The sequence below is a fragment of the Pseudomonas mandelii genome (assembly GCF_006438925.1).
In the GTDB taxonomy this organism is placed as follows: Bacteria; Pseudomonadota; Gammaproteobacteria; order Pseudomonadales; family Pseudomonadaceae; genus Aquipseudomonas; species Aquipseudomonas mandelii_C.
Genome location: NZ_RCZA01000003.1, coordinates 570,947 through 596,539, shown reverse-complemented (window position 1 = coordinate 596,539; position 25,593 = coordinate 570,947). Strand labels below are relative to the sequence as shown.

Sequence of the window (25,593 nt, the reverse complement as noted above, 5' to 3'; positions counted from 1 at the left end):
TCAAGAGTCGGCTGGCACCTGATCAGCCTGCTTTACCGGCTTGATCAGGCTCTGCGCGGGTATCCCGAATAAATCGTGAAGTTTCCAGATCATCGGAAGTGTCAACGCACGTTTGCCATTGAGCACTTCATACACTCGGTTTGTGCGACCAATGGCGGGTGCGAGGTCGGCAGCAGACAGGCCGGACTGCTCCATACGAAACTTGATTGCATCGATCGGATTGGGCAAGTCCACCGGGAACTGCTTCGATTCATAGGCTTCGATCAGCGTGATCATAATGTCGAAGTAATCACCCTCAGGGGTGCCAGGCTCTGGTTCGTTGTCGAACAGCGCTGACACGTTCTTGAGGGCTGCACGGTAGTCCTCGTCGGTGTGAATGGGGCGAATGTTCATGGGTTACTCCATCTCGACGGTATTAGCGTCGACCGTGTCGTACTGCTTGTGAGTGCTGACAAATTTTATGTATACGGCGCCGAAGCGATAGGCCACAGCGACTACCAACCGAAAGTCATTGCCCTTGATGTTGAACACGACTCTGCGGCTTTTGAGAATACTGGCGGTAGCAAAGTGCGCCTTTATGTCCGTTGGCGCTTTCCATTCAGCATTTTTTGCCTCATCAATCCAGGCCAGAAAGGATTGTTCCGAGTCTGGGTATTTCTCCCAAAACCTTTTCAGTTGACTGATAGCGATGATTCTCATGGAATGATCCTAGTCCCGTGGTGGGACTGATGCAAGTCTGTGGAGGCGCATCCGATGTGCGGAGAGGCAAGTTCGACTTCTGTAATCAGCACTGCCGACAGCTGATTTGATGAGCTGAGGCAGACGCGGAATTGGGGAAAACTGATCTTCAAACTCTATCCAAGAAGCAGTCATTTGCGGGTAGGAAAAGGCTGCGCGAAATTACCGATCAGTATTCATTAGCTATAAAAAAGGGCCTACCTCCCGGTAAGCCCTTGCTCATTCCCGTGTACGACTCAATCCCCCAGCGCCGCCCCCTCTCGCCGCGGATCAGCCCCACCCGCCAACGACGTTTTCCCTTGCGCATCCTTCACCCGGACAATTGCCTGGGTCCCGCTGGTCATGTCGATCTCGTTCACACTGTGCCCTTTGTCCTTCAGCGCTTGAATCAGCGCCGGGCTGAACTGCCCCTGTTCCAGTTCCGTCGGGCCGTTGCGGCTGCCAAAGTTGGGCAGGCTGATGGCGGCTTGCGGGTCGAGGTTCCAGTCGAGCAGGCCGATGGTGGATTTGGCGACGTACTCGATGATCTGCGAGCCGCCGGGGGAGCCGATGGTGGCGAGGAATTCGCCGCTCTGACGGTCGAAAATCAGGGTCGGTGCCATGGACGAGCGTGGGCGTTTGCCGGGTTCGACCCGGTTGGCAACCTTCTGGCCATTCTCTTCGGGGATGAACGAGAAGTCGGTCATCTGGTTATTCAGCAGGAAACCCTGAACCATCAGGTGCGAGCCAAACGCGGACTCTACGGTGGTGGTCATGGACACGGCGCCGCCTTCGTCATCCACCGCCACCACTTGCGAGGTGGAGATGCGCAGCGGCGAACGGTCCGGTGCGTAGGCGACCTGAATGCCCGGCGGGGTGCCGGGTTTGGCCATGCCCATGCTGCGATCGCCGATCAGGGCCGCGCGGCCGGCCAGATACCCAGGGTCCACCAGACCTTTGACGGGCACGGGCACGAAGTCTGCGTCGGCCACGTACAGCGCGCGGTCGGCGTAGGCCAAGCGTTCGGCTTCGGAGATCAAGTGCACGGCTTCAGGTGTCGGTTCGATGCCCGCAGGTTTGTTTGTCTTGACCGGTTTGAGCGGCGCCAGGGCAAAACGCGGGTCACGGGTTTCCAGGGCCTGCAAGGTGCCGAGGATCTGTGCCACGGCGATCCCGCCTGACGACGGTGGCGGCATGCCGCAGACCTGCCAGCGTTTGTAGTCGGTGCACAGCGGCGCTCGCTCCTTGGCGCTGTAGCCGTTGAGGTCGTTCAGCGACAGGCTGCCGGGGTTGGCGTGGCCCTGAACTTTGGCGACGATCTCCTGTGCGACGGGGCCTTTGTACAGCGCATCCGGTCCTTCCTTGGCAATACGTTTGAACACGGCTGCCAGCGCCGGATTTTTCAAGGGCGTACCGACGGCTTTCGGGCTGCCATCGGCATTCAGGAAGTAAGCCACCATGTCCGGTGAGCTTTGTATGGATGAGTCCGAGGCGATCAACTGATGAAGGCGTGGCGAGATGGCGAAGCCTTGTTCCGCGAGTTTGATCGCCGGTTCGAACAGCTGCGCCCACGGCAGACGACCGTGTTTCTGATGGGCCAATTCAAGCGCTCGTAACACGCCCGGTGTCCCCACTGAACGGCCGCCGATCTGCGCCTGGGTGAACGGCATCGGTTTGCCGTCGGCTTGCAGGAACAGTTTCTCGGTGGCGCCGGCCGGAGCGGTTTCGCGACCGTCATAAGTACGTACAGCCTTGCCATCCCAGAGCACGATCAACGCGCCACCGCCAATGCCCGAGGATTGCGGCTCAACCAGGGTCAGCACGGCCTGCATCGCAATCGCGGCATCGATTGCGGAACCACCCCGACGCAACATCTCCCGCCCGGCCTCGGCCGCCAGCGGATTGGCCGCGGCCGCCATGTGTTTTGAGGCGTGTTGGGTTTGCAGGTCTGCGCGATAACCCGAGGCGACTTCCGGTGCAATCGGCAATGTCGACGAGGTCGGGGCGCTACAGGCTGCCAGGGTTAAAGCAGCGGCGATCAGCGAAAAGGCTGACAGGCGATAGTGGCTCAAGTGGAAGGTTGAGAACACGCGGGGGCACTCCGTCCGTGGGAAAGATCAGGGGACTTTATCGGCGGACAGGGAGTGACGCAAACCAAGGCTCATAGCAAGATGTTTTTGTCCTTCATGAGTCGACGGATTTTCTGTAGGGTCGAGGGCAACAGACTGGCCAGAAGATCAACAAGAGGCAGACATGCAGAACGAATTCCCGACCCAACCCAGTTACCGCACCCAGCGTGATCAATTCCTGGCCGCGGCGACTGTGGCCGGTGCGACGCTGACCGAGTACCCGCACCCACTCAAAGGGCCGTTCGGTGAGCCGTTGAGCACCGATGTGGCCGTGCTGGGTGACCCGGGCGCGAAGCGGCTGCTGATTGCACTCAGCGGTACCCATGGGGTCGAGGGCTTCTATGGTTCGGGATGTCAGATCAAGTGGTTGCAGGAGCTGGGCAAGCGTTCGCTGCCGGCCGATGTCGCGGTGGTGATGATCCACCTGATCAACCCGTGGGGCACTGCGTGGCTGCGTCGGGTCAACGAAGACAACATCGACTTGAACCGCAATCACCTTAACTTCGGGCGTCCACTGCCAGATAATCAGGCCTACGAAGCGCTGCATGAAATCTATGCCTGCACGCAGTTGCAGGGCCCGGAGCGTGATCGCGCCGATGCCTTGCTCGAGGCGCAGATCAGCGAGCACGGTTGGCCAGCGGTGATGTCGATTGTCGAGGGTGGTCAGCACCGTCATCCCGATGGTTTGTTCTACGGCGGACTGGCACCGAGCTGGTCGAACCGCACGTTGCATCAGATCATTCAAAAGCATGTTTCCCATGCCGAAGTGGCCATGTGTTTCGACTTGCACACCGGCGCGGGGGAATACGGTCATCCGATGTTGTTGACCATTACCGAATCGGCGTATCCAGCACTGGCGGATGCACAGGCCATCTATGGTCCCTGGCTCTATACCTTGCACACGGGCGCCGACACGCTGAGCGAAACCGGCGTTGCCGCCACCGCCACCGGCTACACCTCGCAGGCGTTGATCAATGCGTTGCCGCACGTACGGTTGATGCCGTTTGTGATCGAGTGTGGGACGTATCCCGGCGCCGAAGTTCATCGTCACCTGCGCGATGATCACTGGTTGCACCTGCACGGCAATCCGAGTGATGCCGTGGGGCGCGGGATCAAACTGAATCTGGTTGAGCAGTTCTATCCGGCCGACAGCGATTGGCAGGCGATGGTCTGGCTGCGCACCTGGCAGATTTGGGAACGGGCGCTGTCGGCGTTGCCAGCGATTCGTTTCTGACGCGACCTGGGGGAAGTGGGTTCTTGTTGCCCGAACGTATGCGGTTCAACTCGTCTTGCAACCGCAGCAGGCTTTCTTCGTCGTAGGCACTTTTCTCGAGGCATAAAAAAACGGCCTACCTTTCGGTAAGCCGTTTTTAGTACTTGGTGGCTACACAGGGACTTGAACCCCGGACCCCAGCATTATGAATGCTATGCTCTAACCAACTGAGCTATGTAGCCAAGTGGCGCGCATTATTGGCTCGTAACAGAGATGTGTCAAGCGTAAATCTAAAATATTTCTCTACGCTTTCAACCGCTTATCCGCCTGACCCGAAAAAACGGGCCAGGGGAGGGCGTCAACTGAGCTGAAATCTCCCGGTATTGGCACTCAAGGCCTTGCTGCCCTGGCTCAAGGTGTCCGCTGCCAGGTTCACCGCCCGCGCGCCTTCGAGCAAGCGTACCGCCGCCTGATCGACTTGCTGGATATTGCCGCTGACCTCGTCGGCGGTGGTCGCTTGCTCGTCGACCGCTGTGGCGATCTGCGCCAGGGTGTCGGAGACGCTCTGCACGGCACTGGCAATTTCCCCCAGGCGTTCGCCGAGGCCGGTGACGGCCTGGGCGTCGGACTGAGCCTGGCCGCAAGCGGCTTCCATCAGGCTCACCGCTTCGTTCACGGTACTGCGCAGGCTGTCGACAGTGCCGGCAATCTGCGCAGTGGAGGATTGGGTGCGTTGCGACAGGCTGCGCACTTCATCGGCCACTACCGCAAAGCCACGACCTTGCTCTCCCGCGCGAGCGGCCTCGATGGCGGCATTAAGTGCCAACAGATTCGTCTGCTCGGCAACCCCGCGAATGGTGTCCACCACCAACTGAATCTGCTGCCCTTGCTCACTGACCCGGCCCAGTGCCGCAGCGGTGTCGTTCAAGCGCTGATTGAGTTGCTGAATGCTCGCCGTCGTGCGCTGGCTGTCACGGCTACTGTCGGCGGCGATGCGCTGGGTGTGCTGAGCGCTGCCGGAGGCCTGTTCGCAACTCTGGGCGACCCCTTGCGAGGTCGCGGCCAATTGCGTGGCCGCCGCGGCGATCTGGCTGATCTGCAACTGCTGAGCTTCGACTTCCCCAAGAGCACCACTGGAGTGATGGTTGAGGGTGCGCACCGCGTTGCTCAGCTGCAAGGTTTCATGATCGACCCCCAGCAGGCTGTTGCGCAGTTGCACCACCGCGACGTTGAGGGCGGTGCTGATAGCGGCCAGTTCGTCGCGGCCTTCCACAGGTACTTGCAAGCTAAGATTGCCGTCGCGCAAGGCTTCGGCCAGCAAGGTGATGCCGCTGGCGCTACGACGGATCGAGGCCTGCAAGCAGATGAACAAATACAGCGCGGCCAAGAGCAGGCAACCAAAAATGGTCGCTACCAGGATGAACTGGCGGATTGCTGAACCGTGGTAATAGTCCAGACGTTGATCCAGCGACACCAACGACTGCTGGCGCAGCGAAGCGAGGTCGGAGAGCAGGGTGTCGAGGCTGCGTTCGAACTCTTCCGGCTTGAGCTTGATGCTGCCGCCGAACACGCCGTCATCAAGGACTTTCAACTCGGCGTCCAGGTGCTTGAGGCTGTCATGGTATTGCCCGGCCCAGGCTTGCAACGCGCTGGGCAGTCGCGCTTCCAGCAGGCTCGCTGTTTTGACCAACTGCTCCCGGGCATCGCCGATGCGGCTGCGCAAGTCGCGCAGTTGCAGACGGCTTTGCAGGGTGAACTGCCCGGACACTACCGATGCCTGGCCAACGCTGGCGAGACGGCCGACTCGTTCAATCAGGTCTGGCGCGTGCTGCGTGGAGATCTGCGTCAGCAGATAGGTTTCCAGCCACGGCGCCAGCGTCAGGCGATTGTCCATGGCGATCTGCTCGCGCAAGGCTTGCAGGGCACTCAAAGCATTGGTGAAACGGTCGTAACCGTCCGGCCACCAACCGACACTGCTCAGGCTTTTCGAGTCCAGGCCATTGAGGGCGGTTTGCAGGGCTTGATAACGGGCCAGGGTTTCGCCCTCGGCGCCTTCTATTTGCAGTGCGTTGCCGAGGTCCGAGGTGGCTTGGGCGACGGCTGGCTGAACCGTATCGAAAGCAGCCATCGCCGCGATCGTCGCGGGTGTCGGCTGGCGATTGGTTTCCGTGGCGCGCCAGCGAGCCGCGCGGTCACGCTGGGCGGCGAGCAGGTTATCGAGAGCATCCAGGGCGAGCAGTTGCCGAACCCCGGCACGTTCGCCGGAGATCAGGTTCAGTTTGTCGCGATAGTCCTGACTGATCATCCACAGACTGCCCGTCAGCGGCAGGATAAACAGCAGAAACAACAGCTGAAATTTGCGTGCGAAGCCAAAACGCCCCAGCAACCCGATCCCCGGTGATAAAAAAGCCTGCATGCCCCATGACTCCTCTGGACACCACGCGCCATTGGCGTGCGTCGCAACCGTTGCGGTCGCGACCTGTGCCCTTTTAAAAGGCCTCGAAAGTTCACCTTCGTCAGCTCTGTAGGCCGACTCTGTGGTGAAACTTCCCATTCTCGGTCCCCTTTGTAAGGGGCCGCGTTGAAGCGGATTACCAAGGCAAGATTCAGACCATGGCGTTGCGCTATCACCTTTTCAGCGATGAAATCGAGGTCGTTAGCAGGCTAAGGGGATGGCGCTGCTGCACCGAAAAATGGCACATTGACGCACCTGCCTGTGTGCACCCATCTGTTGTACGGAAACTCTTATGGCTATCAGCAATGTCCAGACCGGCGCGCAGCCGGCATCCGCGACTTCACAAAGCAGCCCTTTGGTCATGCGCATCATCGGCGCCGTGGCGCTGGCGCATTTGATCAACGACTTGATCCAGTCGGTGCTGCCGTCGATCTATCCGATGCTCAAGGCCAACTATGGCCTGACCTTTACCCAGGTGGGCTTGATCACTTTGACGTTCCAGCTGACGGCTTCGCTGTTGCAGCCGTGGGTCGGTTACTACACTGATCGGCACCCCAAACCCTGGCTGCTACCCGCCGGGACGGTTTGCACATTGATCGGTATTTTGATGATGTCGGTGGTCGGCAGTTTTCCGATGATTTTGCTGGCAGCAGGATTGATCGGTATCGGCTCCTCGACCTTTCACCCGGAAGCTTCTCGCGTGGCGCGACTGGCCTCGGGCGGGCGATTTGGCCTGGCGCAATCGACCTTTCAGGTGGGTGGTAATGCGGGCTCGGCCTTTGGGCCGTTACTGGCAGCGGCGATCATCATTCCATACGGTCAGGGCCATGTAGCCTGGTTCGGATTGTTCGCGGTGTTTGCGCTGTTCGTGCTCTATCGGATCAGCCGCTGGTACGCCAACCACTTGAGCCTGTTCAAACTCAAGCAAGGCCAGGCGGCGACGCATGGCTTGTCGAAGAACCGGGTGATCAGTGCACTGGTGGTACTCGGGCTGCTGGTGTTCTCCAAGTATTTCTACATGGCCAGCTTCACCAGTTACTTCACCTTTTACCTGATCGAGAAATTCGACCTGTCGGTGGCCAGTTCACAGTTGCATCTGTTCCTGTTTCTCGGGGCGGTAGCGGCGGGGACCTTCTTCGGTGGGCCGATCGGCGACAAGATCGGGCGTAAGGCGGTGATCTGGTTCTCAATCCTCGGCGTAGCGCCGTTCACCCTGATCCTGCCTCATGTCGACCTGTTCTGGACCAGCATCCTCAGCGTCGTGATCGGCTTCATCCTGGCGTCAGCTTTCTCGGCGATCGTGGTGTATGCCCAGGAACTCGTGCCGGGCAATGTCGGGATGATTGCCGGGGTGTTCTTCGGATTGATGTTTGGCTTTGGCGGGATTGGTGCGGCGTTGCTTGGGCATCTGGCGGATGTTCACGGTATCGAATACGTGTACTTGCTGTGTTCGTTCTTGCCGTTGTTCGGTGTGCTGGCGATCTTCCTGCCAAGAACCAAAAAGGCCTGACCCAACACATTCCCCCCTGTGGGAGCGAGCTGCTCGCGAAGGCGTCGGCACATCCAACATCAATGTGCCTGACACATCGCTTTCGCGAGCAGGCTCGCTCCCACATTGGTTTTGTGGTGTGTAGATGATTATTACAGGCACAAAAAAGCCGCGTATCAAACGCGGCTTTTTCTTGGGCGGGTGCTTCGTTCTGAATAAAGTTACACGTTGAAACGGAAGTGCATCACATCGCCGTCTTTAACAATGTAGTCCTTGCCTTCCAAACGCCATTTACCGGCTTCTTTAGTGCCGGCTTCGCCCTTGTACTGGATGAAGTCATCGTAGGCGATGACTTCGGCGCGGATGAAGCCTTTTTCGAAGTCGGTGTGGATCACACCAGCGGCTTGCGGTGCGGTAGCACCGACGCGGACGGTCCAGGCGCGGACTTCTTCGACACCGGCGGTGAAGTAGGTCTGCAGGTGCAGCATTTCGTAGCCGGCGCGGATTACGCGGTTCAGGCCAGGTTCTTCGAGGCCCAGGGCTTCGAGGAACATGTCTTTCTCTTCGCCGTCATCCAGCTCGGCGATTTCGGCTTCGATTTTGTTGCAGACCGGAACCACCATGGCGCCTTCTTCTTCGGCGATGGCTTTGACGATGTCCAGCAGCGGGTTGTTCTCGAAACCGTCTTCAGCGACGTTGGCGATGTACATGACCGGCTTGGTGGTCAGCAGGTGGAAGCCACGAATCACCGCTTTGTCGTCGGCGCCCATGGTCTTCATCAGCGTACGAGCAGGTTTGCCGAGGGTGAAGTGAGCGATCAATTGCTCCAGCAGGCCTTTCTGGACCACTGCGTCCTTGTCACCACCCTTGGCGTTGCGGGCAACTTTCTGCAGTTGCTTCTCGCAGCTGTCGAGGTCGGCGAAGATCAGTTCCAGGTCGATGATTTCGATGTCGCGTTTCGGGTCGACGCTGTTGGAGACGTGAATCACGTTCTCGTCTTCGAAGCAGCGGACTACGTGCGCGATGGCATCGGTCTCGCGGATGTTGGCGAGGAACTTGTTGCCCAGGCCTTCACCTTTCGAGGCGCCGGCTACCAGGCCTGCGATGTCGACGAATTCCATGGTGGTCGGCAAGATGCGCTTTGGATTGACGATGGCCGCCAGGGCTTCCAGACGCGAATCCGGCATCGGCACGATACCGGTGTTCGGTTCGATGGTGCAGAAGGGGAAGTTCTCGGCCGCGATCCCGGATTTGGTCAGGGCGTTGAATAGGGTGGACTTGCCGACGTTAGGCAGGCCGACGATGCCGCAATTGAATCCCATGGTGTTTTCCCCGAGGAGTGAGTCAGGCCTTCTGGCTGTGCAGGTTTTTCATCGCGCGGTTCCATTCCCCGGCGAGGATATCCGGCAGCACGCCGAGGGCAAAGTCGATGCTGGCATCGAGTTTTTCCTGTTCGGCGCGTGGCGCACGACCCAGGACGAAATTTGAAACCATACTGGCAACGCCCGGGTGGCCAATGCCAAGCCGCAAGCGGTGAAAGGTATTCTGATTGCCCAGTTGCGCGATGATGTCGCGCAACCCGTTGTGACCGCCATGGCCGCCGCCCTGTTTGAGCTTGGCAACGCCCGGTGGCAGGTCGAGCTCGTCATGCGCCACCAGGATTTCTTCAGGCTTGATGCGGAAGAAGCCGGCAAGTGCCGCGACGGCCTGGCCGCTGCGGTTCATGTAGGTGGTGGGAATCAGCAGGCGAACATCCTGACCCTGATGCGAATAGCGCCCGGTCAGGCCGAAATATTTGCGATCCGCCACAAGGTTTACGCCTTGTGCGTTCGCGATGCGCTCAACAAAAAGGGCCCCTGCGTTATGCCGGGTCTGTTCGTATTCAGCGCCTGGATTTCCCAGGCCAACGATCAGTTTGATGGCAGTCACGATAGGGGCCCTTCCTTGGAGTGGTGGATAACATCGCCGCCTTCAGGGAGTGCGGCGAAAGTGGACGACAAGTGCTCATTTACCATTATGTAAACTCCGCGTTCTCGCCCGCTTTCTCGCTACGCTCTAGTCCGCGATGTTTCCGGTCACTCCGGCGAACAGAGTGAAATTACTCTGCTGCGCCTTCTTCAGTAGTAGCTTCTGGAGCAACACGTGGAGCGTGGACGTTGGCAACAGCCTTGTCATCACCGTGTGCCAGAGCAACAAACTCAACGCCTTTAGGGGCTTTGAGGTCAGACAGGTGAATGATCGAACCGATTTCGGCGTTAGCCAGGTCGACTTCGATGAATTCAGGCAGGTCTTTCGGCAGGCACGAAACTTCGATTTCAGCGACAACGTGCGAAACTTCGCCGCCTTTCTTGATCGGCGCTTCTTCACCAACAAAGTGTACAGGCACGATAGCGGTCAGTTTCTGGCCAGCTACAACGCGTACGAAGTCAGCGTGCAACACGTGGCCTTTGGCCGGGTGACGCTGCAGAGCTTTGATGATTACGTTTTGCTTGGTGCCGCCAACGTTCAGCTCGATGATGTGGCTGTAAGCCGCTTCGTTTTCGAGCAGTTTGGCAACTTCTTTAGCCAGCATGCTGATGGATTCAGGGGCTTTTTCGCCACCGTAAACTACAGCAGGTACCAGGCTTGCGAGACGACGCAGGCGGCGGCTCGCACCTTTCCCCAGGTCGGAACGCACTTCAGCATTCAGAGTAAATTCGTTCATGTTGTATCTCCAAAATAACCACATTCGCCCCAGCGTTTGCGACCAGCGCTAAAGGCGATATGGGCAAAAAAGCCCCGCCCCGACAGGAATGCCGGGGCGGGGCGCTTTTCGTCAACGAGATATTCGAGAAGGGCAGGGCCCTTAACGGAACATCGCGCTGATCGATTCTTCGTTGCTGATGCGGCGAACCGCTTCGGCAACTACCGGCGCGATATCCAGTTGACGGATACGCGAGCAGGCTTGAGCAGCAGCGGACAACGGGATGGTGTTAGTCACCACCAGTTCGTCCAGCATGGAATTTTCGATGTTTTCGATCGCCCGACCGGACAGCACTGGGTGTGTGCAGTAGGCGAAAACCTTGGCAGCGCCATGCTCTTTCAGGGCCTTGGCCGCGTGGCACAGAGTGCCGGCGGTATCGACCATGTCATCGACCAGAATACAGGTACGCCCTTCGACATCACCGATGATATGCATCACTTCAGAGTGATTGGCTTTCTCACGGCGTTTGTCGATGATCCCGAGATCCACGCCCAGGGATTTGGCAACAGCACGTGCACGCACGACGCCGCCAATGTCCGGGGACACGATCATCAGGTTTTCGAAGCGCTGATCTTCAATGTCATCCACCAGTACCGGGGAGCCGTAGATGTTATCTACCGGAATATCGAAGAAACCCTGGATTTGGTCAGCATGCAGATCAACCGTGAGAACACGGTCGATGCCGACTACGGTAAGCATGTCAGCAACGACTTTCGCGCTGATAGCCACACGTGCGGAACGCGGACGGCGATCCTGACGGGCATAACCAAAGTAAGGAATAACAGCAGTGATACGAGTAGCCGAGGAGCGGCGGAAGGCATCAGCCATCACTACCAGTTCCATCAGGTTATCGTTGGTCGGAGCGCAAGTCGGCTGAATAATGAAGACATCTTTACCGCGGACGTTTTCATTGATCTCGGCAGTAATTTCGCCGTCGGAGAACTTACCGACAGAGATGTCACCGAGAGGGATATGCAGCTGACGTACAACACGCCGAGCCAGATCGGGGTTAGCGTTCCCCGTAAAGACCATCATCTTGGACACGCGCAGTACCTAGAGGCTGAGGGTAACCTGGATGAGTATAGAAAATGGCAGGGGCGGCTGGATTCGAACCAACGCATGGCAGGATCAAAACCTGCTGCCTTACCGCTTGGCGACGCCCCTGTATCTGTTGCAACGAGTACCCAGTACTCGGTTCCTTTTAGAGCAGACTTTGCAGCTTGCGATGCAACATCGAAATGTTGCTTCCCTTTGCTACAAACCCTGTAAGGGTCTCTGTAAGAAGGGCCGAGACTTTATCAGCTTCAGCTTTGCTTGGGAAGCCCCCAAACACACAACTTCCAGTTCCGGTGAGTTTTGCTTCGGTAAATTTACCTAACAAATTCAATGCGTTACGTACATCTGGGTAACGCCTTGCTACCACCGGTAAGCAGTCATTTCGACTGTTTCCCTTGGGAACGGGGCGCACTTTAATGGGAGAAGAGTTACGTGTCAACAACGGATCTGAAAAAATTTCTGCTGTACTTACAGAGACTTGCGGCACAAGCACGAGATACCACGGTTCTTCGGGGTCTACAGGGGTCAGTTTCTCCCCCACGCCTTCGGCAAAAGCCGCGTGCCCACGCACGAAAACCGGGACGTCCGCGCCAAGCGTCAGGCCCAGCACGGCCAGTCGATCCTCATCCCAACCCAGTTGCCAGAGATGATTGAGGCCCAACAAAGTGGTCGCGGCATTTGAGCTGCCACCACCGATGCCACCGCCCATGGGCAGAATTTTTTCGATCCAGATGTCGATACCGAGCGAACAACCGGATTGCTCCTGAAGTTTTTTTGCAGCTCGAACAATCAGATTGCTGTCGTGAGGAACGCCACCGAATTCGGTGTGCAATCGAATCACACCGTCATCACGAACAGCGAACGTGATTTCATCGCCGTAATCGAGAAACTGAAAAATAGTCTGCAACTCGTGATAACCGTCTTCACGGCGACCGAGGATGTGCAGCATCAGATTGAGTTTGGCCGGGGAGGGCAGCGTCAAGCGCGGAACGGTCATGTTCACTGCCCCAGTTTGCGTGGTTGCCATTCCTTGATCACCAGCGTGACGTCAAGGTCGGTGCCGTGCAGTTTGATCCGCTCGGGCAGCCAAAAGCCGTTTTGCTCGGCATAGCTGAGGTATTCGATCTGCCAGCCATCCTGCTCAAGATTGGAAAGGCGGCTGTCGGCATCCAGCGTCAGACGGCTTTTGCTGTCCGGGGCCGGGAGCCCGCGAACCCACCAGGCCAGATTCGACACCGGTAACTTCCAGCCCAGCTGTTCTTCAACCAGTACTTCAGGCGTCGGCGCTTCATAGCGGCCCTGGTTGGCGACTTCCAGCGAGACTTTGCCGGGGCGGCCGGTCAGGCGTGCTGCGCCGCGACCCAAGGGGCCGGAGAGGCGAATGTCGTAGTAATCCTGTCGCTGCAGCCAGAACAACGTGCCGCTGCCCGAGTCTTTCGGGGCGCGAATGCCGATCTTGCCGTTGATCTGCCAGCCGTCGAGGCTGGTCAGTTGCTGTTTGTAAACGCGCCATTGGGCCGGGTTGCCTTGACCCTGGACTGATTCGCGGGCACCGAAGCCCGCGCAACCGGCGAGCAGGGCGATGAAACTGAAAACAATGAGGTGGCGCAAAAACATAATCTTAAAGAGTCTCTGATCCGGTCACGCGCTTGATGGTGCTGCGCAGGAGGGGGCTGTCGGGCTGTTCCTTGAGGAATTTGCTCCAGATTTTTTTGGCTTCCCGTTGCTTGCCATTGGCCCACAGGACTTCGCCCAGGTGCGCGGCGACTTCCTGATCGGGGAAGCGCTCCAGCGCTTGGCGCAGCAGGCGTTCGGCTTCGTCGAGATTGCCCATGCGGAAGTTCACCCAGCCGAGACTGTCGAGTACCGCCGGGTCTTCCGGATTGATTCGGTGCGCCTGTTCGATCAAGGCCTTGGCTTCGGCGTAGCGCGTCGTACGGTCGGACAGGGTGTAGCCGAGGGCGTTCAACGCCATTGCGTTGTCCGGGTCGCGCTTGATGATCAGTCGCAGGTCTTTTTCCATCTGCGCCAGGTCATTGCGTTTTTCCGCCAGCATGGCACGGGTGTACAGCAGATTCAGATCGTCCGGGTATTGCTGCAAGGCTTGCTGCAATACCTTCCAGGCCTGGTCGGGCTTCTTATTGGCGGACAAGGTTTCGGCTTCGATCAAATACAACTGAATCGCGTAATCGGGCTGCTCGTCGCGCTCCGCCGCCAGACGGCTTTGGGCTTCGGCAGTCTTGCCGTTGTTCATCAGGATATCAGCCTGGCGCAATTGCGCCGGCAGGTAATCGTTGCCCGGACCGACCTGGGCGTACTCGATCAGCGCGCCTTGCGGGTCGTTGCGCTCTTCTGCGATACGACCGAGGTTCAAGTGCGCCGAATCGACGTGGCTTTCCCGGGCGATCAAGCCTTCCAGATAGCCCTTGGCCTCATTCCAGGCCTTGGCTTCCAGGCAGACCAGCGCGAGGGAGTAACGCAGCTCGTCGTCTTCCGGGTATTGCTGAACCAGGCTCGAAAACTCGACTTTGGCATCGTCCATGCGGTTCTGTTCAACCAGCATGCGCGCGTAAGTCAGGCGCAGGCGTTTGTCGTCCGGGTATTTCTTGATGCTTTTTTGCAGCAGCGGCAACGCTTCATCGCCACGACTGAGGGTTTGCAGCAGGCGCGCGCGCAGCAGGATGGGCGCTATTTCGCCTTCGTCCGGAGGATTGTCTTCCAGCAGGCCCAGCGCACCCTTGGCGTCACCGTCCTGTTGCAGCAGCAAGGCTTTGCCGAAAATCAGCTGACTGTTGTTCGGGTGGCGCTGCAATAAACGGTCAAAACTTTTCATCAAGCCGTTGCGCGTGTCCTGGTCGGTATCGGCCGCAGACAGGGCGAGGAAGTCGAAATGTGTGTCGCCCTTGCCTTGCAGGACTTTCTCCATATAGACCATGGAGTCGTCATAACGCCCGGCACGAGCCAGTTGCACGGCAGCGGCCCGTTGCGCCTCAAGGTCTTGAGGGGCGTTTTTCGCCCAGATCAAAGCGGTGTCCAGGGCCGCTTGATCGGCGCCCAGGTATTCGGCGATACGGAATGCCCGCTCGGAGATGCCCGGATCCTGAGTATTGATCGCCTGGGTCACGTAGTTGTCCAGGGCAATGTCGAAACGATTGCGCTGGCCAGCCAGTTCGGCGCTCAACAGACTGAAGATGGTTTCTTCACTGAATGAGCTGTAAACCTTGGGCTTTTCAGGGGCCGGAGTGCTGTCTTCGACCGGCGGCGTACCGTCCGACGGAACGGGTGCCAAGGCCTGGCAGCCGCTGAGGAAGACAAAAGCGAGGAGCAACGCGGAAGATCTATTCATATAGGAAGAGGACGACTAACCTGCGGTCGGATCATCATGACACAAGCCTTCGGCCAAACATAACCGAGTCTCAATTGGCACCTTTATAGAGGCAGGTCATTGGGACAATCGTAGGAGCTGCCGCAGGCTGCGATCTTTTGATCTTGCCTGTGCGGCACCTTTGAAACCTGAAAAGATCGCAGCCTTCGGCAGCTCCTACAGGGGCGATAGATATCGAATAGTTGTTCTGGCTCTGTCGAAGTAGGACAATTGCCGGCTTCACGTCACTATCAGCGACCTTGAATGGCCTTCCTTGCACTCGGTATTAACCACAAGACTGCGTCAGTAGACGTCCGCGAGCGCGTGGCCTTTACCCCTGAGCAGCTGGTGGAGGCCTTGCAGCAGCTCTGCCGACTCACCGACAGCCGCGAAGCTGCGATCCTCTCCACCTGCAATCGCAGTGAACTCTATATAGAACAGGATCACCTTTCGGCTGACGTTATCTTGCGCTGGCTGGCCGATTATCACCATTTGAGCCTCGAAGAGCTGCGCGCGAGTGCTTATGTGCACGAAGATGATGCGGCAGTTCGTCACATGATGCGGGTGGCCTCCGGGCTCGATTCGCTGGTGTTGGGCGAACCGCAGATTCTCGGTCAGATGAAATCGGCCTACGCCGTGGCCCGCGAGGCCGGCACCATCGGTCCGTTGCTCGGGCGGCTGTTCCAGGCCACCTTCAATGCGGCCAAACAGGTGCGCACCGACACCGCCATTGGCGAGAACCCGGTGTCCGTGGCGTTTGCCGCGGTCAGTCTGGCGAAACAGATTTTCAGCGACCTGCAACGTAGCCAGGCCTTGCTGATCGGTGCCGGCGAGACCATCACTCTGGTCGCCCGCCATCTGCACGAATTGGGTGTAAAGCGCATCGTCGTCGCCAACCGCACCCTGGAACGCGCGAGCATTCTGGCCGAGCAGTTCGGCGCCCATGCAGTGTTGCTTTCGGACATCCCGGCGGAACTGGTGCGCAGCGACATCGTTATCAGTTCCACCGCCAGCCAGTTGCCGATCCTGGGCAAGGGCGCGGTGGAAAGCGCCTTGAAACTGCGCAAGCACAAGCCGATCTTCATGGTAGACATCGCCGTCCCTCGGGATATCGAGCCGGAAGTCGGCGAACTGGACGACGTTTACCTGTATAGCGTCGATGATCTCCACGAAGTGGTCGCCGAGAACCTCAAGAGCCGCCAGGGCGCAGCCCAGGCGGCGGAAGAGATGGTCTCGGTCGGTGCCGAAGATTTCATGGTCCGCCTGCGTGAACTGGCGGCGGTGGATGTGCTCAAGGCCTATCGCCAACAAAGCGAGCGCATGCGCGACGAAGAATTGCAGAAGGCCCAGCGCATGCTGGCCAACGGCAGCAGCGCCGAAGACGTGCTGGTGCAACTGGCGCGGGGCCTGACCAACAAACTCTTGCACGCACCGAGCGTGCAGTTGAAAAAGCTCTCTGCCGAAGGCCGCCTCGATGCGCTGGCCATGGCCCAGGAACTCTTTGCCCTGAATGAGGGCTCATCGGATAGCTTTTCGGATAAAAAACCGCAATGAAAGCGTCACTGCTCAATAAGCTGGACATCCTCCAGGACCGTTTCGAGGAATTGACCGCCTTGCTTGGCGACGGCGAAGTCATTTCCGATCAGAACAAATTCCGCACCTATTCCAAGGAATACGCGGAAGTCGAACCGATTGTCGAAACCTATAAACAGTTGCTCAAGGTACAAAGCGATCTCGAGGGTGCTCAGGCGCTGCTCAAGGACAGCGACCCGGACATGCGCGAAATGGCCGTGGAAGAAGTCCGCGAAGCCAAAGAGCAATTGATCGACATCGAAGCCAGTCTGCAACGCATGCTGCTGCCCAAGGATCCGAACGATGGGCGTAACGTGTTCCTCGAAATCCGCGCCGGCACAGGCGGTGATGAGGCGGCGATTTTCTCCGGCGACCTGTTCCGCATGTATTCACGTTACGCCGAGCGTCGTGGCTGGCGGGTGGAAATCCTGTCCGAGAACATTGGTGAGCACGGCGGCTTTAAAGAAGTCATCGCCCGCGTCGAAGGCGACAACGTCTACGGCAAGCTGAAATTCGAATCCGGTGCCCACCGCGTACAACGGGTTCCCGCTACCGAATCCCAGGGTCGCATCCACACCTCGGCTTGCACCGTAGCCGTGTTGCCCGAGCCGGACGAGCAGGAAGCGATCGAGATCAACCCCTCGGATTTGCGCATCGATACCTACAAATCCTCCGGTGCCGGTGGTCAGCACGTTAACAAAACGGACTCGGCGATCCGCATCACGCACTTGCCGTCCGGTATTGTCGTTGAGTGCCAGGAAGAGCGTTCCCAGCACAAGAACCGCGCCCGGGCGATGTCCTGGCTGTCGGCCAAGCTCAACGATCAGCAGACCAGCGCCGCCGCGAACGCTATCGCTAGCGAGCGTAAATTGCTGGTCGGTTCGGGCGATCGCTCGGAGCGGATCCGCACGTATAACTTTGCCCAGGGGCGGGTCACCGACCACCGGGTCAACCTGACGCTGTATTCCCTCGACGAAATCCTCGCGGGTGGCGTCGATGCGGTGATCGAGCCGTTGCTGGCCGAATACCAGGCCGACCAATTGGCAGCGATAGGTGAGTAAATGACGATCATTGCCAGTTTGTTACGCGCCGCCGACCTGCCAGATTCGCCCACCGCGCGCCTGGATGCCGAATTGTTGCTGGCCGCGGCGTTGGGCAAGTCCCGCAGTTTTCTGCACACCTGGCCCGAGCGCATCGTTCCGAGCGAAGCGGCGCTTAAATTTGCCGAGTATTTGCAGCGCCGCCGTGGCGGTGAGCCAGTGGCTTACATCCTCGGTCAGCAAGGTTTCTGGAAGCTTGATCTGGAAGTGGCGCCGCATACGCTGATCCCGCGCCCGGACACCGAGCTATTGGTGGAAGCGGCGCTTGAACTCCTGCCAGCCACACCTGCCAAGGTCCTCGATCTCGGCACCGGCAGTGGCGCCATTGCGTTGGCCTTGGCCAGCGAGCGTCCGGCCTGGAAGGTTTCCGCGGTGGATCGCGTGCTCGAAGCCGTGGCCCTGGCCGAGCGCAATCGCCAGCGACTTCACCTGAATAACGCCACCGTGCTGAGCAGTCATTGGTTCAGTGCGCTGGAAGGTCAGCGTTTTCAGCTGATCATCAGCAACCCGCCTTACATCGCCTCCGCCGACCCGCATCTGGTAGAAGGTGATGTGCGCTTCGAACCGGCCAGTGCCTTGGTGGCCGGCGTCGACGGGCTCGACGATCTGCGTCTGATCGTCGCCCAGGCGCCGGATTATCTGGAGGCGGGCGGCTGGTTGATGCTTGAACACGGTTACGATCAAGCCACTGCGGTACGCGATTTGCTGCTGACCCGCGGCTTTGAAGAAGTCCACAGCCGCACCGATCTGGGCGGTCACGAACGTATCAGCCTGGGGCGCCTGCCGTGCTGAATGATCAGGAATTATTGCGCTACAGTCGGCAGATTCTGTTGCAACACGTCGACATCGACGGCCAGTTGCGACTGAAAGAAAGCCGCGTGTTGATCGTCGGTCTTGGCGGTCTCGGCTCGCCGGTTGCGCTGTATCTGGCCGCCGCCGGCGTCGGTGAGTTGCATCTGGCGGACTTCGACACTGTCGACCTGACCAACCTGCAACGCCAGATTGTCCACGACACCGACAGCGTCGGCCTGAGCAAGGTCGATTCGGCTATACGCCGACTAAGTGCGATCAATCCCGAGATTCAGTTAATCGCCCATCGCACCGCGCTGGACGAAGACTCCCTGGCTGCCGCCGTGGCTGCGGTGGATCTGGTGCTGGACTGTTCTGACAATTTCTCCACCCGCGAAGCGGTCAACGCTGCGTGTGTCGCCGCCTGCAAACCGCTGGTCAGTGGCGCTGCGATTCGGCTGGAAGGGCAGTTGTCGGTGTTCGACCCGCGTCGCCCGGAGAGTCCGTGCTATCACTGTTTATATGGTCACGGCAGCGAAGCCGAACTGACCTGCAGCGAAGCCGGCGTCGTGGGGCCTTTGGTTGGCCTGGTGGGCAGTCTTCAGGCGCTGGAAGCCATGAAGTTGCTGGTGGGCTTCGGCGAGCCGATGGTGGGGCGCCTGTTGTTGATCGATGCCTTGGGCTCGCGCTTTCGCGAATTGCGGGTCAAGCGTGATCCGGGCTGCAGCGTCTGTGGTTCGAAGCATGCGTGAAGCGCCGATTGGCGTGTTCGACTCCGGCGTCGGTGGGCTTTCGGTGCTGGCCGAGATCCAGCGTTTGCTGCCCAACGAGTCACTGTTGTACGTCGCCGATTGCGGGAATATTCCCTACGGCGAGAAAACCCCGGAATTCATTCGTCATCGCTGCAGCGTGATGGCCGGTTTTTTTCAACAGCAGGGCGCCAAGGCCTTGGTGCTGGCCTGCAACACGGCGACGGTCGCTGGCGTTGCCGACTTGCGACGCGATTATCCCGAGTGGCCCATCGTCGGCATGGAGCCTGCGGTCAAACCGGCCGCTGCCGCTACCCGCAGCGGTGTGGTCGGTGTGCTCGCCACCACCGGGACCTTGCAGAGTGCCAGGTTCGCCGCGTTACTCGACCGTTTCGCCACCGATGTGCAAGTCATCACCCAGCCGTGCCCCGGCCTGGTGGAGTTGATTGAAAACGGTGATCTGCACAGTCCGGCGCTGCGCCAGTTGCTGGCCAGGTATGTCGAACCGCTGCTCGGTGCCGGGTGCGACACGATAATTCTTGGCTGCACGCATTATCCCTTTCTAAAGCCGTTGCTTAAGCAGATGATCCCCGATGACATCAGCTTGATCGACACCGGCGCCGCTGTAGCGCGGCAACTTCAGCGTCTGTTGGCCGAGCGTGAATTGCTCGCCGAGGGGCCTGTTCGTTCTGCACAGTTCTGGACGAGTGCCGATCCGGAGCATTTCAGAAATATCTTGCCGATACTATGGAATACCGCTGGTGTTGTGCGAAGCTTCAAGGAGTAAACAAAACTCGGGGCAAGCGAATAATTGGGGTGAACTTCTGATTAATCGTCGACTTCTATAGCGTTAAGCAAAAAAAAACCATACGAAATCGTTCGGAAAAGGATGTTTCTAATGAAGCGACTATTCTGCTTGGCCGCGATTGCGGCCGCACTGATGGGGCACAGTTTTACCGCACAGGCGGCAGGCGTGGAGTTCGCGGTCGGCCAGACCAGCGAGTCGACCATGACCTATCGACTGGGTATGCAATTCGATTGGGACAAGAGCTGGTTGCAGAGTGATATCGGTCGTTTGACCGGTTACTGGAGCGGTGCCTACACCTACTGGGAAGGCGACAAGACCTCCAGCAACCACAGCCTGTCGTTCTCGCCAGTGTTTGTTTACGAGTTTGCCGGTCAGAACGTCAAACCGTACCTGGAGGCCGGGATTGGCGTGGCGTTGTTCTCTCATACCGAACTTGAAAACAACAACCTCGGTGGTGCTTTTCAGTTCGAAGACCGATTCGGCTTTGGTCTGCGCTTTGCGGGCGGACATGAAGTCGGGATTCGTGCGACGCACTACTCCAATGCCGGTCTTAACAGTTACAACGACGGTGTAGAAAGCTTTTCGCTGCATTACACGATGCCGTTGTAAGCGCTTTTAATGTGGGAGCGAGTCTGCTCGCGAATGCGGGCTGTCAGTCAACATCAGTGTTGAATGTTAAATCGCCTTCGCGAGCAGGCTCGCTCCCACATTAGATCCTCATTCAGATTCATCGATACGCCGTGGTAATCCCTTGGCGTTCGTCGATGCATTCCGGTGCGCCCATCTCGAACTCCCGGCAGATCAACGGGCGTTTTTCGTAGATGGTGCACATCATCGTGTTGCGATCCAGCGCGGCGCACCAGCCGTCATCCAGACGCAGCATGACTTCCCCGCCCCAGTCATCGGTATCGATAAAACGTTCGGGCACGCCCGTGTCCGTGATCAGCATGACTTCGAGCTGACAGCAGCAAGCTGCGCAGGTCGAGCATGTGACCGCAGGCTCGTCGATTTGCGTGTGGGGAATGGTTTTCATGGCGCCCAGTGTAAGGCAGTGGGCCGGTGCTGTGTGAAAGGCCTGACGGACGCTTGGTCGATGGGTTCGAACAGGGTGATCTCATGGCTGCGATCCAGCAGCCAGGTGCGATCAGCCCCGAGATGCGGGTGATTTTACAGCTGATCCTTGATCGGCGGATTGCTGCGTACCATGCGTTTGCCGATCGCGAGTTTCCCCCGGTTGGGTATTTTCGACAATGGCCAGAGTTCGGCCATGAACAACGCTGGAAAGGCCATCTCCAGCGGACGATTCTTGAGTTCGGCGAAGATGTAGCGTGCGGACTTGTCCACCGGCCAGCTGAGTGGCATGGGGGCGTTTTCCGTCGGCAGCGGCGTCTCGACAAACCCCGGGCTGACCACGGTGACTTCGATGCCTTCCGGTGCAAGATCAATGCGCAGCGATTCAAACAGGTAACGCAGCCCGGGCTTTGAGGCACCATGAGCCTCGGACCGCGGCAGCGGCAGGTAGGTGACCGAGCTGGCGACGCCCACCAGATGCGGCGCGGTGCCGACGCGCAAGAGTGGCAGGGCGGCTTCGATGCAATAGCTGCTGGCAAGCAGGTTGGTGCGCACTACGTGCTCGACGATCGACGAATCGAACTGCTGAACGTCGACGTATTCGCAAGTACCGGCGTTGAGGATGACCGTGTCCAGAGCTCCCCACTCCCCGGCAATCTGCTCGCCGATTTCTCGCACGGTCTGGCTGTTGGTCAGGTCACCGGCCACCACCAGCACTTGCCCCGGATAGCGCTGGGACAAGACTTTGAGTGGCGCCACCGAGCGAGCGCTCACCGCGAGGTGAGCTCCGGTTTTCAGTATTTCTTCGGCCAGCGAGGCACCAATGCCGTTGCTGGCACCTGTCAGCCAGTAGCGTCGTGGAGGTGTAAAACGCATCCCATTCTCCTTTTTAACCAGGCAATCGCCCGTCATTTTGTCGTGATGGCAGGTTCTTGAATGCGGCCAGCGCCCGTTGGCGAGAGCTGCTCAGATTGACGATCGGCGACGGATAATCCGCCACACCGAACAGGCCGCCGAGGTTCGCCGGGTTGTGCACATCTTTCTTGTTCAGTCTGGCCAGTTCCGGCAGCCAGTGCTTGATGAACAGCCCCTCGCTGTCGAATTTCTCCGACTGGCTCAGCGGGTTGAAAATCCGGAAGTAGGGCGCCGAATCGGTGCCAGTGGACGAGCTCCACTGCCAGCCACCGTTGTTCGCCGCCAAGTCGCCATCAATCAGATGCCGCATGAAAAAACGTTCGCCTTCACGCCAGTCGATCAGCAGGTTCTTGGTCAGGAACATCGCCACCACCATGCGCAGGCGGTTGTGCATCCAGCCGGTTTCAAGCAACTGGCGCATGGCCGCGTCGATGATCGGCAGGCCGGTACGGGCCTCTTGCCAGGCCAGGAGTTCATCGGGGGCATCGCGCCAGGCGAGGGCTTCGGTTTCCGGGCGGAAGGCGCGATGACGCGAGACCCGTGGGTAGCCCACCAGAATGTGCTTGTAGAATTCGCGCCACAGCAATTCGTTGATCCAGGTGACGGCGCCGACCTTGCCACTTTCGAACTCGCCCTGATTGCTTTGCAGCGCGGCGTGCAGGCACTGACGGGGGGAAACTACCCCGGCGGCGAGATAGGCCGACAGCTGACTGGTGCCCGGTTTGGCCGGGAAATCGCGTTCGTTTTTGTAGTCGTCGATCTGGGCATCGGCGAAGGTGTCGAGGCGGCGGTGGGCGCAGGCTTCACCGGCAGGCCAAAGACTGCGCAAGCTGTCGCTGGGCGTTGCAAAGCCTTCAACGGTTGATGGGATCTTGTCGCTGCTGATTGCCAGCGGCGCCTGTACGGCGGGTGCTGAGACCCGCTTCGGTAACGACCCGCGCAGGCGGTCGTAACACGCCTTGCGGAATTGGCTGAACACCTGAAAGTAAGTGCCTGTTTTGGTCAGTACGGTGCCCGGTTTTAACAACAGTTGATCAAGGTAACTATAAAAGCCGATGGCATTGGCTTTCAGTGTTTCGGCCACCGCTGCATCACGACGGCTTTCATGAATGCCGTACTCCTCGTTGACGTGCACCGCATCGATTTCCAACTGTTTGCAAAGATCGAGCAGGACCTTGGGCGCGTCCTCCCAGCGAGATGCCTTGCGGATCAACAAGGGAATGTTCAGCTCACCCAACGCGCTGCGTAACTCGCTCAGGTTGCGCAGCCAGAAATCCACTTTGCACGGCGCGTCATCGTGCTCCAGCCATTGCTCCGGGCTCAGCAGATACACCGCCACAGCCGGGCCTCGGGCTGCGGCGGCCGAGAGGGCGGTGTTGTCATGGAGGCGCAAGTCGCTGCGCAACCAGATCAATTGCAGAGAGGTGTCCGCACGATTCATTAAAAATTCGCCATTAAATGAGCCCACGTTGAGCCAGGCCCTGATGCGCTGCTAACGGATCTTCAGCCAGGAACAAATCAGTGATCTTGTACGTTCGTGCGGACAACTCGGCGTGGTGGATGCACACCGTGGGTCCGGCAATCATTTTTGGGCAACTGACACCATTCAAAAGTTTCGGTAGCTGCGAAAGGTTTATGGCTTTGCTGGAATACAGCAGTACGCCGCGGGCTTGCAGGTGATCGATCGCCAGTGCGAGTTCGCCGGCGGGGAGTGGCCAGTCGAACACTTCCACCGGGCAATCGGCGCTGCTGATCAACCAGGCGGTCAGCCACAGGTGAGGTTCCAGTGGCAGGTCCGAGTGATTGATCAACAACAGTGGCGCGGTGCGTAGCTGACGGTTGTTATGGTAGATGCGTGCGCCAAATTTGCTGCGTAACCAGGAGTAAAAAAACACTCGCTCCATCTGCGCGCCGAACTGGCCTTGCCAGTGTTGCTCCAGTTCAGCCAGCAACGGCATCAGCAGTTGTGCGCACAAGGTCCGTGGTGGATACAGCGCCATGGCCTGATTGACAGTGTCATCGACGGTGCGTTCGTTCAGTTGAGTGACCGCTTGCAGCAGCGTATGGCGCATCACTTGCCAATCGTTTTCGACGGATTGGGTAAAGGCCTGCGGGGTGTCGAGCAGTGGCTTGACCTGGCTGACGGCCACGCCGCGGTTGAGCCAGGTGAGGATCGTCAGGATGCGTTGAACGTGTTCGGCAGAGAAAAGCCGATGACCCTTGGGCGTGCGTTGCGGCACGATCAGGCCATAACGCCGCTCCCAGGCCCGCAGGGTGACGGCGTTGACGCCGGTCTGCCGCGCGACCTCGCGGATCGGCAGCCAGCCTTCGTCGAGGGCTTTCTTGAAGTCGGCGCCCAGGTCTTCGCTGGCGCTGGTGTCGAGTGGGCTTTTCATTAGATCGCGTTTCGCAGGCTGAGATTTTCCGGATGCGGTTGCAGGTAAACCTGTTGCGCAATGTATGGATCCGGGTGTTGACGGAAGTAGTGTTTGAGCAGCGTCAACGGCACCACCAACGGCACGATGCCGTGGCGGTACTGACCGATGACGTGCTGCACTTCCTGTTTGTCTTCAGCGCTGATGGCCTGTTTGAGATAGCCACTGATGTGTTGCAGGACGTTGGTGTGGGTGCGGCGTGTGGCGCATTTTTTCAAGGCCGCCATCAGCTCGCTGAAATAGCGTGGACCGAGTTCATTCGGATGGGTCTGGCCCATGCTACCCAGCAGGTTACCCAAGGTTTTGTATTGCACCGGATTGTGGGCCATCAGCAGGTATTTGTAGCGCGAGTGAAAGTCCGTGAGGCCACGGCGAGTGAGGCCTTCGCGCAGCAATTGCTGCCAGGCGCTATAGGCGAATACGCGGGTGAGGAAGTTTTCTCGCAGCACCGGGTCGTTGAGTCGGCCGTCTTCTTCCACCGGTAAATCCGGATGCCGCGCGCAGAACGCCTGGGCATAGATGCCACGACCGCCACCGTCCACCGGCGCACCGTTGGCGTGGTAGACCTTGACCCGATCCAGGCCGCATGACGGGGATTTCTGCATGAAGATGTAGCCGCAGATGTCGCCCAGTTCCGCGGCCATTTTCTGACCGTACTCGGCGAGCGGCCGGGTGACATTGAGTGTTGGGTTAACGGTACCGATGGCTTCTGGACGCTGTGGATCGCCCACCAGACGAATCGGTTCACGGGGAATGCCGAGACCGATGGCGACTTCGGGGCAAACCGGGACAAAATCGAAATAGTCAGTGAGAGTGCGACTGCACAGCTGCGACGCCTTGTGCCCGCCGTTAAAACGCACTTCTGCGCCCATCAGACAGGCGCTGATGGCGATCTTTGGTTTCATGGTGACGTGGGGCATCGGAGCACCTCGAATCTAAACCTGTACAGACTGTTCGATCTGTACAACATAACTTCATCATAGATTCA

At 58.8% G+C, this 25,593-nt stretch carries 24 protein-coding genes and 2 tRNA genes; 8 read left to right on the top strand and 18 right to left on the bottom strand.

Going from position 1 to position 25,593, the window contains the following annotated elements; translation table 11 throughout:
• The 3 genes from EAH74_RS09880 to ggt form a co-directional block, all read right to left on the bottom strand.
• Window positions 1–393 carry a helix-turn-helix domain-containing protein gene (locus EAH74_RS09880; RefSeq protein WP_140677921.1) on the bottom strand — a complete coding sequence of 131 codons (393 nt, stop codon included), beginning with the start codon at window positions 391–393 and terminating at the stop codon, window positions 1–3.
• Between the two features lie 3 nt (window positions 394–396).
• Entirely contained in the window at window positions 397–699 is a 303-nt protein-coding gene (locus EAH74_RS09875) for a type II toxin-antitoxin system HigB family toxin (protein WP_140677919.1), read from the bottom strand.
• Between the two features lie 275 nt (window positions 700–974).
• Window positions 975–2,807, bottom strand: a complete 1,833-nt coding sequence (ggt, locus tag EAH74_RS09870; RefSeq protein WP_140677918.1) for a gamma-glutamyltransferase — start codon at window positions 2,805–2,807, stop codon at window positions 975–977.
• Between the two features lie 163 nt (window positions 2,808–2,970).
• Between ggt and EAH74_RS09865 the strand changes: the two genes are divergently transcribed.
• Window positions 2,971–4,080, top strand: coding sequence for a DUF2817 domain-containing protein (locus EAH74_RS09865; RefSeq protein ID WP_140677916.1), 1,110 nt, complete (start codon window positions 2,971–2,973; stop codon window positions 4,078–4,080).
• Window positions 4,081–4,224: 144 nt separating this feature from the next.
• Here EAH74_RS09865 and EAH74_RS09860 read toward each other — a convergent pair.
• Together EAH74_RS09860 and EAH74_RS09855 are read right to left on the bottom strand one after the other, a co-directional pair.
• Window positions 4,225–4,301 (bottom strand) — tRNA-Met (locus tag EAH74_RS09860).
• 116 nt (window positions 4,302–4,417) lie between these two features.
• Window positions 4,418–6,475, bottom strand: a complete 2,058-nt coding sequence (locus tag EAH74_RS09855; RefSeq protein WP_140677914.1) for a methyl-accepting chemotaxis protein — start codon at window positions 6,473–6,475, stop codon at window positions 4,418–4,420.
• Window positions 6,476–6,806: 331 nt separating this feature from the next.
• Between EAH74_RS09855 and EAH74_RS09850 the strand changes: the two genes are divergently transcribed.
• A complete protein-coding gene (locus EAH74_RS09850; RefSeq protein WP_140677912.1) occupies window positions 6,807–8,024 on the top strand; it encodes an MFS transporter in 1,218 nt (405 codons plus the stop codon).
• A 200-nt stretch (window positions 8,025–8,224) separates the two neighbouring features.
• On the opposite strand, the gene ychF is transcribed toward EAH74_RS09850, so the two are convergent.
• The 8 genes from ychF to EAH74_RS09810 form a co-directional block, all read right to left on the bottom strand.
• The gene (gene ychF, locus EAH74_RS09845; protein ID WP_134419017.1) at window positions 8,225–9,325 is read right to left on the bottom strand and encodes a redox-regulated ATPase YchF; all 1,101 of its coding nucleotides are present in this window, start codon (window positions 9,323–9,325) and stop codon (window positions 8,225–8,227) included.
• 22 nt (window positions 9,326–9,347) lie between these two features.
• Window positions 9,348–9,932, bottom strand: a complete 585-nt coding sequence (gene pth / locus EAH74_RS09840; protein ID WP_046030136.1) for an aminoacyl-tRNA hydrolase — start codon at window positions 9,930–9,932, stop codon at window positions 9,348–9,350.
• Between the two features lie 169 nt (window positions 9,933–10,101).
• Window positions 10,102–10,707, bottom strand: a complete 606-nt coding sequence (locus tag EAH74_RS09835; protein ID WP_056740789.1) for a 50S ribosomal protein L25/general stress protein Ctc — start codon at window positions 10,705–10,707, stop codon at window positions 10,102–10,104.
• Window positions 10,708–10,848: 141 nt separating this feature from the next.
• Window positions 10,849–11,790 carry a ribose-phosphate pyrophosphokinase gene (locus EAH74_RS09830; protein ID WP_003208392.1) on the bottom strand — a complete coding sequence of 314 codons (942 nt, stop codon included), beginning with the start codon at window positions 11,788–11,790 and terminating at the stop codon, window positions 10,849–10,851.
• 45 nt (window positions 11,791–11,835) lie between these two features.
• Window positions 11,836–11,910: transfer RNA gene (locus EAH74_RS09825), tRNA-Gln, on the bottom strand.
• A gap of 37 nt (window positions 11,911–11,947) precedes the next feature.
• Window positions 11,948–12,799, bottom strand: a complete 852-nt coding sequence (ispE, locus tag EAH74_RS09820; RefSeq protein WP_140677962.1) for a 4-(cytidine 5'-diphospho)-2-C-methyl-D-erythritol kinase — start codon at window positions 12,797–12,799, stop codon at window positions 11,948–11,950.
• A 2-nt stretch (window positions 12,800–12,801) separates the two neighbouring features.
• Window positions 12,802–13,419: a lipoprotein insertase outer membrane protein LolB gene (gene lolB, locus EAH74_RS09815; protein WP_140677910.1), complete on the bottom strand. Its 618-nt coding sequence runs from the start codon at window positions 13,417–13,419 to the stop codon at window positions 12,802–12,804.
• A gap of 4 nt (window positions 13,420–13,423) precedes the next feature.
• Window positions 13,424–15,148, bottom strand: coding sequence for a tetratricopeptide repeat protein (locus tag EAH74_RS09810; RefSeq protein ID WP_140677908.1), 1,725 nt, complete (start codon window positions 15,146–15,148; stop codon window positions 13,424–13,426).
• A 282-nt stretch (window positions 15,149–15,430) separates the two neighbouring features.
• On the opposite strand from EAH74_RS09810, the gene hemA reads away from it, so the two are divergent.
• The 6 genes from hemA (at window position 15,431) to EAH74_RS09780 (ending at window position 20,793) form a co-directional block, all read left to right on the top strand.
• Window positions 15,431–16,720, top strand: coding sequence for a glutamyl-tRNA reductase (gene hemA, locus EAH74_RS09805; protein ID WP_123365637.1), 1,290 nt, complete (start codon window positions 15,431–15,433; stop codon window positions 16,718–16,720).
• Window positions 16,717–17,799, top strand: a complete 1,083-nt coding sequence (gene prfA, locus EAH74_RS09800; protein ID WP_046048306.1) for a peptide chain release factor 1 — start codon at window positions 16,717–16,719, stop codon at window positions 17,797–17,799. The genes hemA and prfA overlap by 4 nt, the downstream gene beginning before the upstream one ends.
• Entirely contained in the window at window positions 17,800–18,630 is an 831-nt protein-coding gene (gene prmC, locus EAH74_RS09795; protein ID WP_140677906.1) for a peptide chain release factor N(5)-glutamine methyltransferase, read from the top strand.
• Window positions 18,624–19,379, top strand: coding sequence for a molybdopterin-synthase adenylyltransferase MoeB (locus tag EAH74_RS09790; protein WP_140677905.1), 756 nt, complete (start codon window positions 18,624–18,626; stop codon window positions 19,377–19,379). The genes prmC and EAH74_RS09790 overlap by 7 nt, the downstream gene beginning before the upstream one ends.
• Complete coding sequence (murI, locus tag EAH74_RS09785) at window positions 19,372–20,163, top strand: glutamate racemase (RefSeq protein WP_140677904.1); 792 nt, start codon at window positions 19,372–19,374, stop codon at window positions 20,161–20,163. The genes EAH74_RS09790 and murI overlap by 8 nt, the downstream gene beginning before the upstream one ends.
• Window positions 20,164–20,274: 111 nt before the next feature.
• Window positions 20,275–20,793: an acyloxyacyl hydrolase gene (locus EAH74_RS09780; protein WP_140677903.1), complete on the top strand. Its 519-nt coding sequence runs from the start codon at window positions 20,275–20,277 to the stop codon at window positions 20,791–20,793.
• A 118-nt stretch (window positions 20,794–20,911) separates the two neighbouring features.
• On the opposite strand, the gene EAH74_RS09775 is transcribed toward EAH74_RS09780, so the two are convergent.
• From EAH74_RS09775 to EAH74_RS09755, 5 genes are all read right to left on the bottom strand, one after another.
• Window positions 20,912–21,217, bottom strand: a complete 306-nt coding sequence (locus tag EAH74_RS09775) for a YkgJ family cysteine cluster protein (protein ID WP_123365642.1) — start codon at window positions 21,215–21,217, stop codon at window positions 20,912–20,914.
• A gap of 134 nt (window positions 21,218–21,351) precedes the next feature.
• On the bottom strand, window positions 21,352–22,131 hold the full coding sequence (locus EAH74_RS09770; protein WP_140677901.1) for an SDR family NAD(P)-dependent oxidoreductase: 780 nt from the start codon (window positions 22,129–22,131) through the stop codon (window positions 21,352–21,354).
• 13 nt (window positions 22,132–22,144) lie between these two features.
• Window positions 22,145–23,590 carry a deoxyribodipyrimidine photo-lyase gene (gene phrB, locus EAH74_RS09765; RefSeq protein WP_140677960.1) on the bottom strand — a complete coding sequence of 482 codons (1,446 nt, stop codon included), beginning with the start codon at window positions 23,588–23,590 and terminating at the stop codon, window positions 22,145–22,147.
• A gap of 34 nt (window positions 23,591–23,624) precedes the next feature.
• Window positions 23,625–24,566, bottom strand: a complete 942-nt coding sequence (locus tag EAH74_RS09760) for a MerR family transcriptional regulator (protein ID WP_140677899.1) — start codon at window positions 24,564–24,566, stop codon at window positions 23,625–23,627.
• Window positions 24,566–25,525: a YbgA family protein gene (locus EAH74_RS09755; protein ID WP_140677897.1), complete on the bottom strand. Its 960-nt coding sequence runs from the start codon at window positions 25,523–25,525 to the stop codon at window positions 24,566–24,568. Before EAH74_RS09755 ends, EAH74_RS09760 begins: the two co-directional genes overlap by 1 nt.
• Between the last annotated feature and the right edge of the window lie 68 nt (window positions 25,526–25,593).

What these genes read in the sequence shown, in the direction of transcription:
- EAH74_RS09780 (WP_140677903.1), top strand. Translation starts at nt 20,275, where the DNA reads ATGAAGCGACTATTCTGCTTGGCCGCGATTGCGGCCGCACTGATGGGG.
- EAH74_RS09855 (WP_140677914.1), bottom strand. Translation starts at nt 6,475, where the DNA reads ATGCAGGCTTTTTTATCACCGGGGATCGGGTTGCTGGGGCGTTTTGGC.
- EAH74_RS09865 (WP_140677916.1), top strand. Translation starts at nt 2,971, where the DNA reads ATGCAGAACGAATTCCCGACCCAACCCAGTTACCGCACCCAGCGTGAT.
- lolB (WP_140677910.1), bottom strand. Translation starts at nt 13,419, where the DNA reads ATGTTTTTGCGCCACCTCATTGTTTTCAGTTTCATCGCCCTGCTCGCC.
- EAH74_RS09810 (WP_140677908.1), bottom strand. Translation starts at nt 15,148, where the DNA reads ATGAATAGATCTTCCGCGTTGCTCCTCGCTTTTGTCTTCCTCAGCGGC.
- EAH74_RS09770 (WP_140677901.1), bottom strand. Translation starts at nt 22,131, where the DNA reads ATGCGTTTTACACCTCCACGACGCTACTGGCTGACAGGTGCCAGCAAC.
- murI (WP_140677904.1), top strand. Translation starts at nt 19,372, where the DNA reads ATGCGTGAAGCGCCGATTGGCGTGTTCGACTCCGGCGTCGGTGGGCTT.
- EAH74_RS09875 (WP_140677919.1), bottom strand. Translation starts at nt 699, where the DNA reads ATGAGAATCATCGCTATCAGTCAACTGAAAAGGTTTTGGGAGAAATAC.
- ychF (WP_134419017.1), bottom strand. Translation starts at nt 9,325, where the DNA reads ATGGGATTCAATTGCGGCATCGTCGGCCTGCCTAACGTCGGCAAGTCC.
- EAH74_RS09775 (WP_123365642.1), bottom strand. Translation starts at nt 21,217, where the DNA reads ATGAAAACCATTCCCCACACGCAAATCGACGAGCCTGCGGTCACATGC.
- EAH74_RS09880 (WP_140677921.1), bottom strand. Translation starts at nt 393, where the DNA reads ATGAACATTCGCCCCATTCACACCGACGAGGACTACCGTGCAGCCCTC.
- prmC (WP_140677906.1), top strand. Translation starts at nt 17,800, where the DNA reads ATGACGATCATTGCCAGTTTGTTACGCGCCGCCGACCTGCCAGATTCG.
- hemA (WP_123365637.1), top strand. Translation starts at nt 15,431, where the DNA reads ATGGCCTTCCTTGCACTCGGTATTAACCACAAGACTGCGTCAGTAGAC.
- ispE (WP_140677962.1), bottom strand. Translation starts at nt 12,799, where the DNA reads ATGACCGTTCCGCGCTTGACGCTGCCCTCCCCGGCCAAACTCAATCTG.
- EAH74_RS09835 (WP_056740789.1), bottom strand. Translation starts at nt 10,707, where the DNA reads ATGAACGAATTTACTCTGAATGCTGAAGTGCGTTCCGACCTGGGGAAA.
- EAH74_RS09760 (WP_140677899.1), bottom strand. Translation starts at nt 24,566, where the DNA reads ATGAAAAGCCCACTCGACACCAGCGCCAGCGAAGACCTGGGCGCCGAC.
- EAH74_RS09755 (WP_140677897.1), bottom strand. Translation starts at nt 25,525, where the DNA reads ATGCCCCACGTCACCATGAAACCAAAGATCGCCATCAGCGCCTGTCTG.
- prfA (WP_046048306.1), top strand. Translation starts at nt 16,717, where the DNA reads ATGAAAGCGTCACTGCTCAATAAGCTGGACATCCTCCAGGACCGTTTC.
- EAH74_RS09850 (WP_140677912.1), top strand. Translation starts at nt 6,807, where the DNA reads ATGGCTATCAGCAATGTCCAGACCGGCGCGCAGCCGGCATCCGCGACT.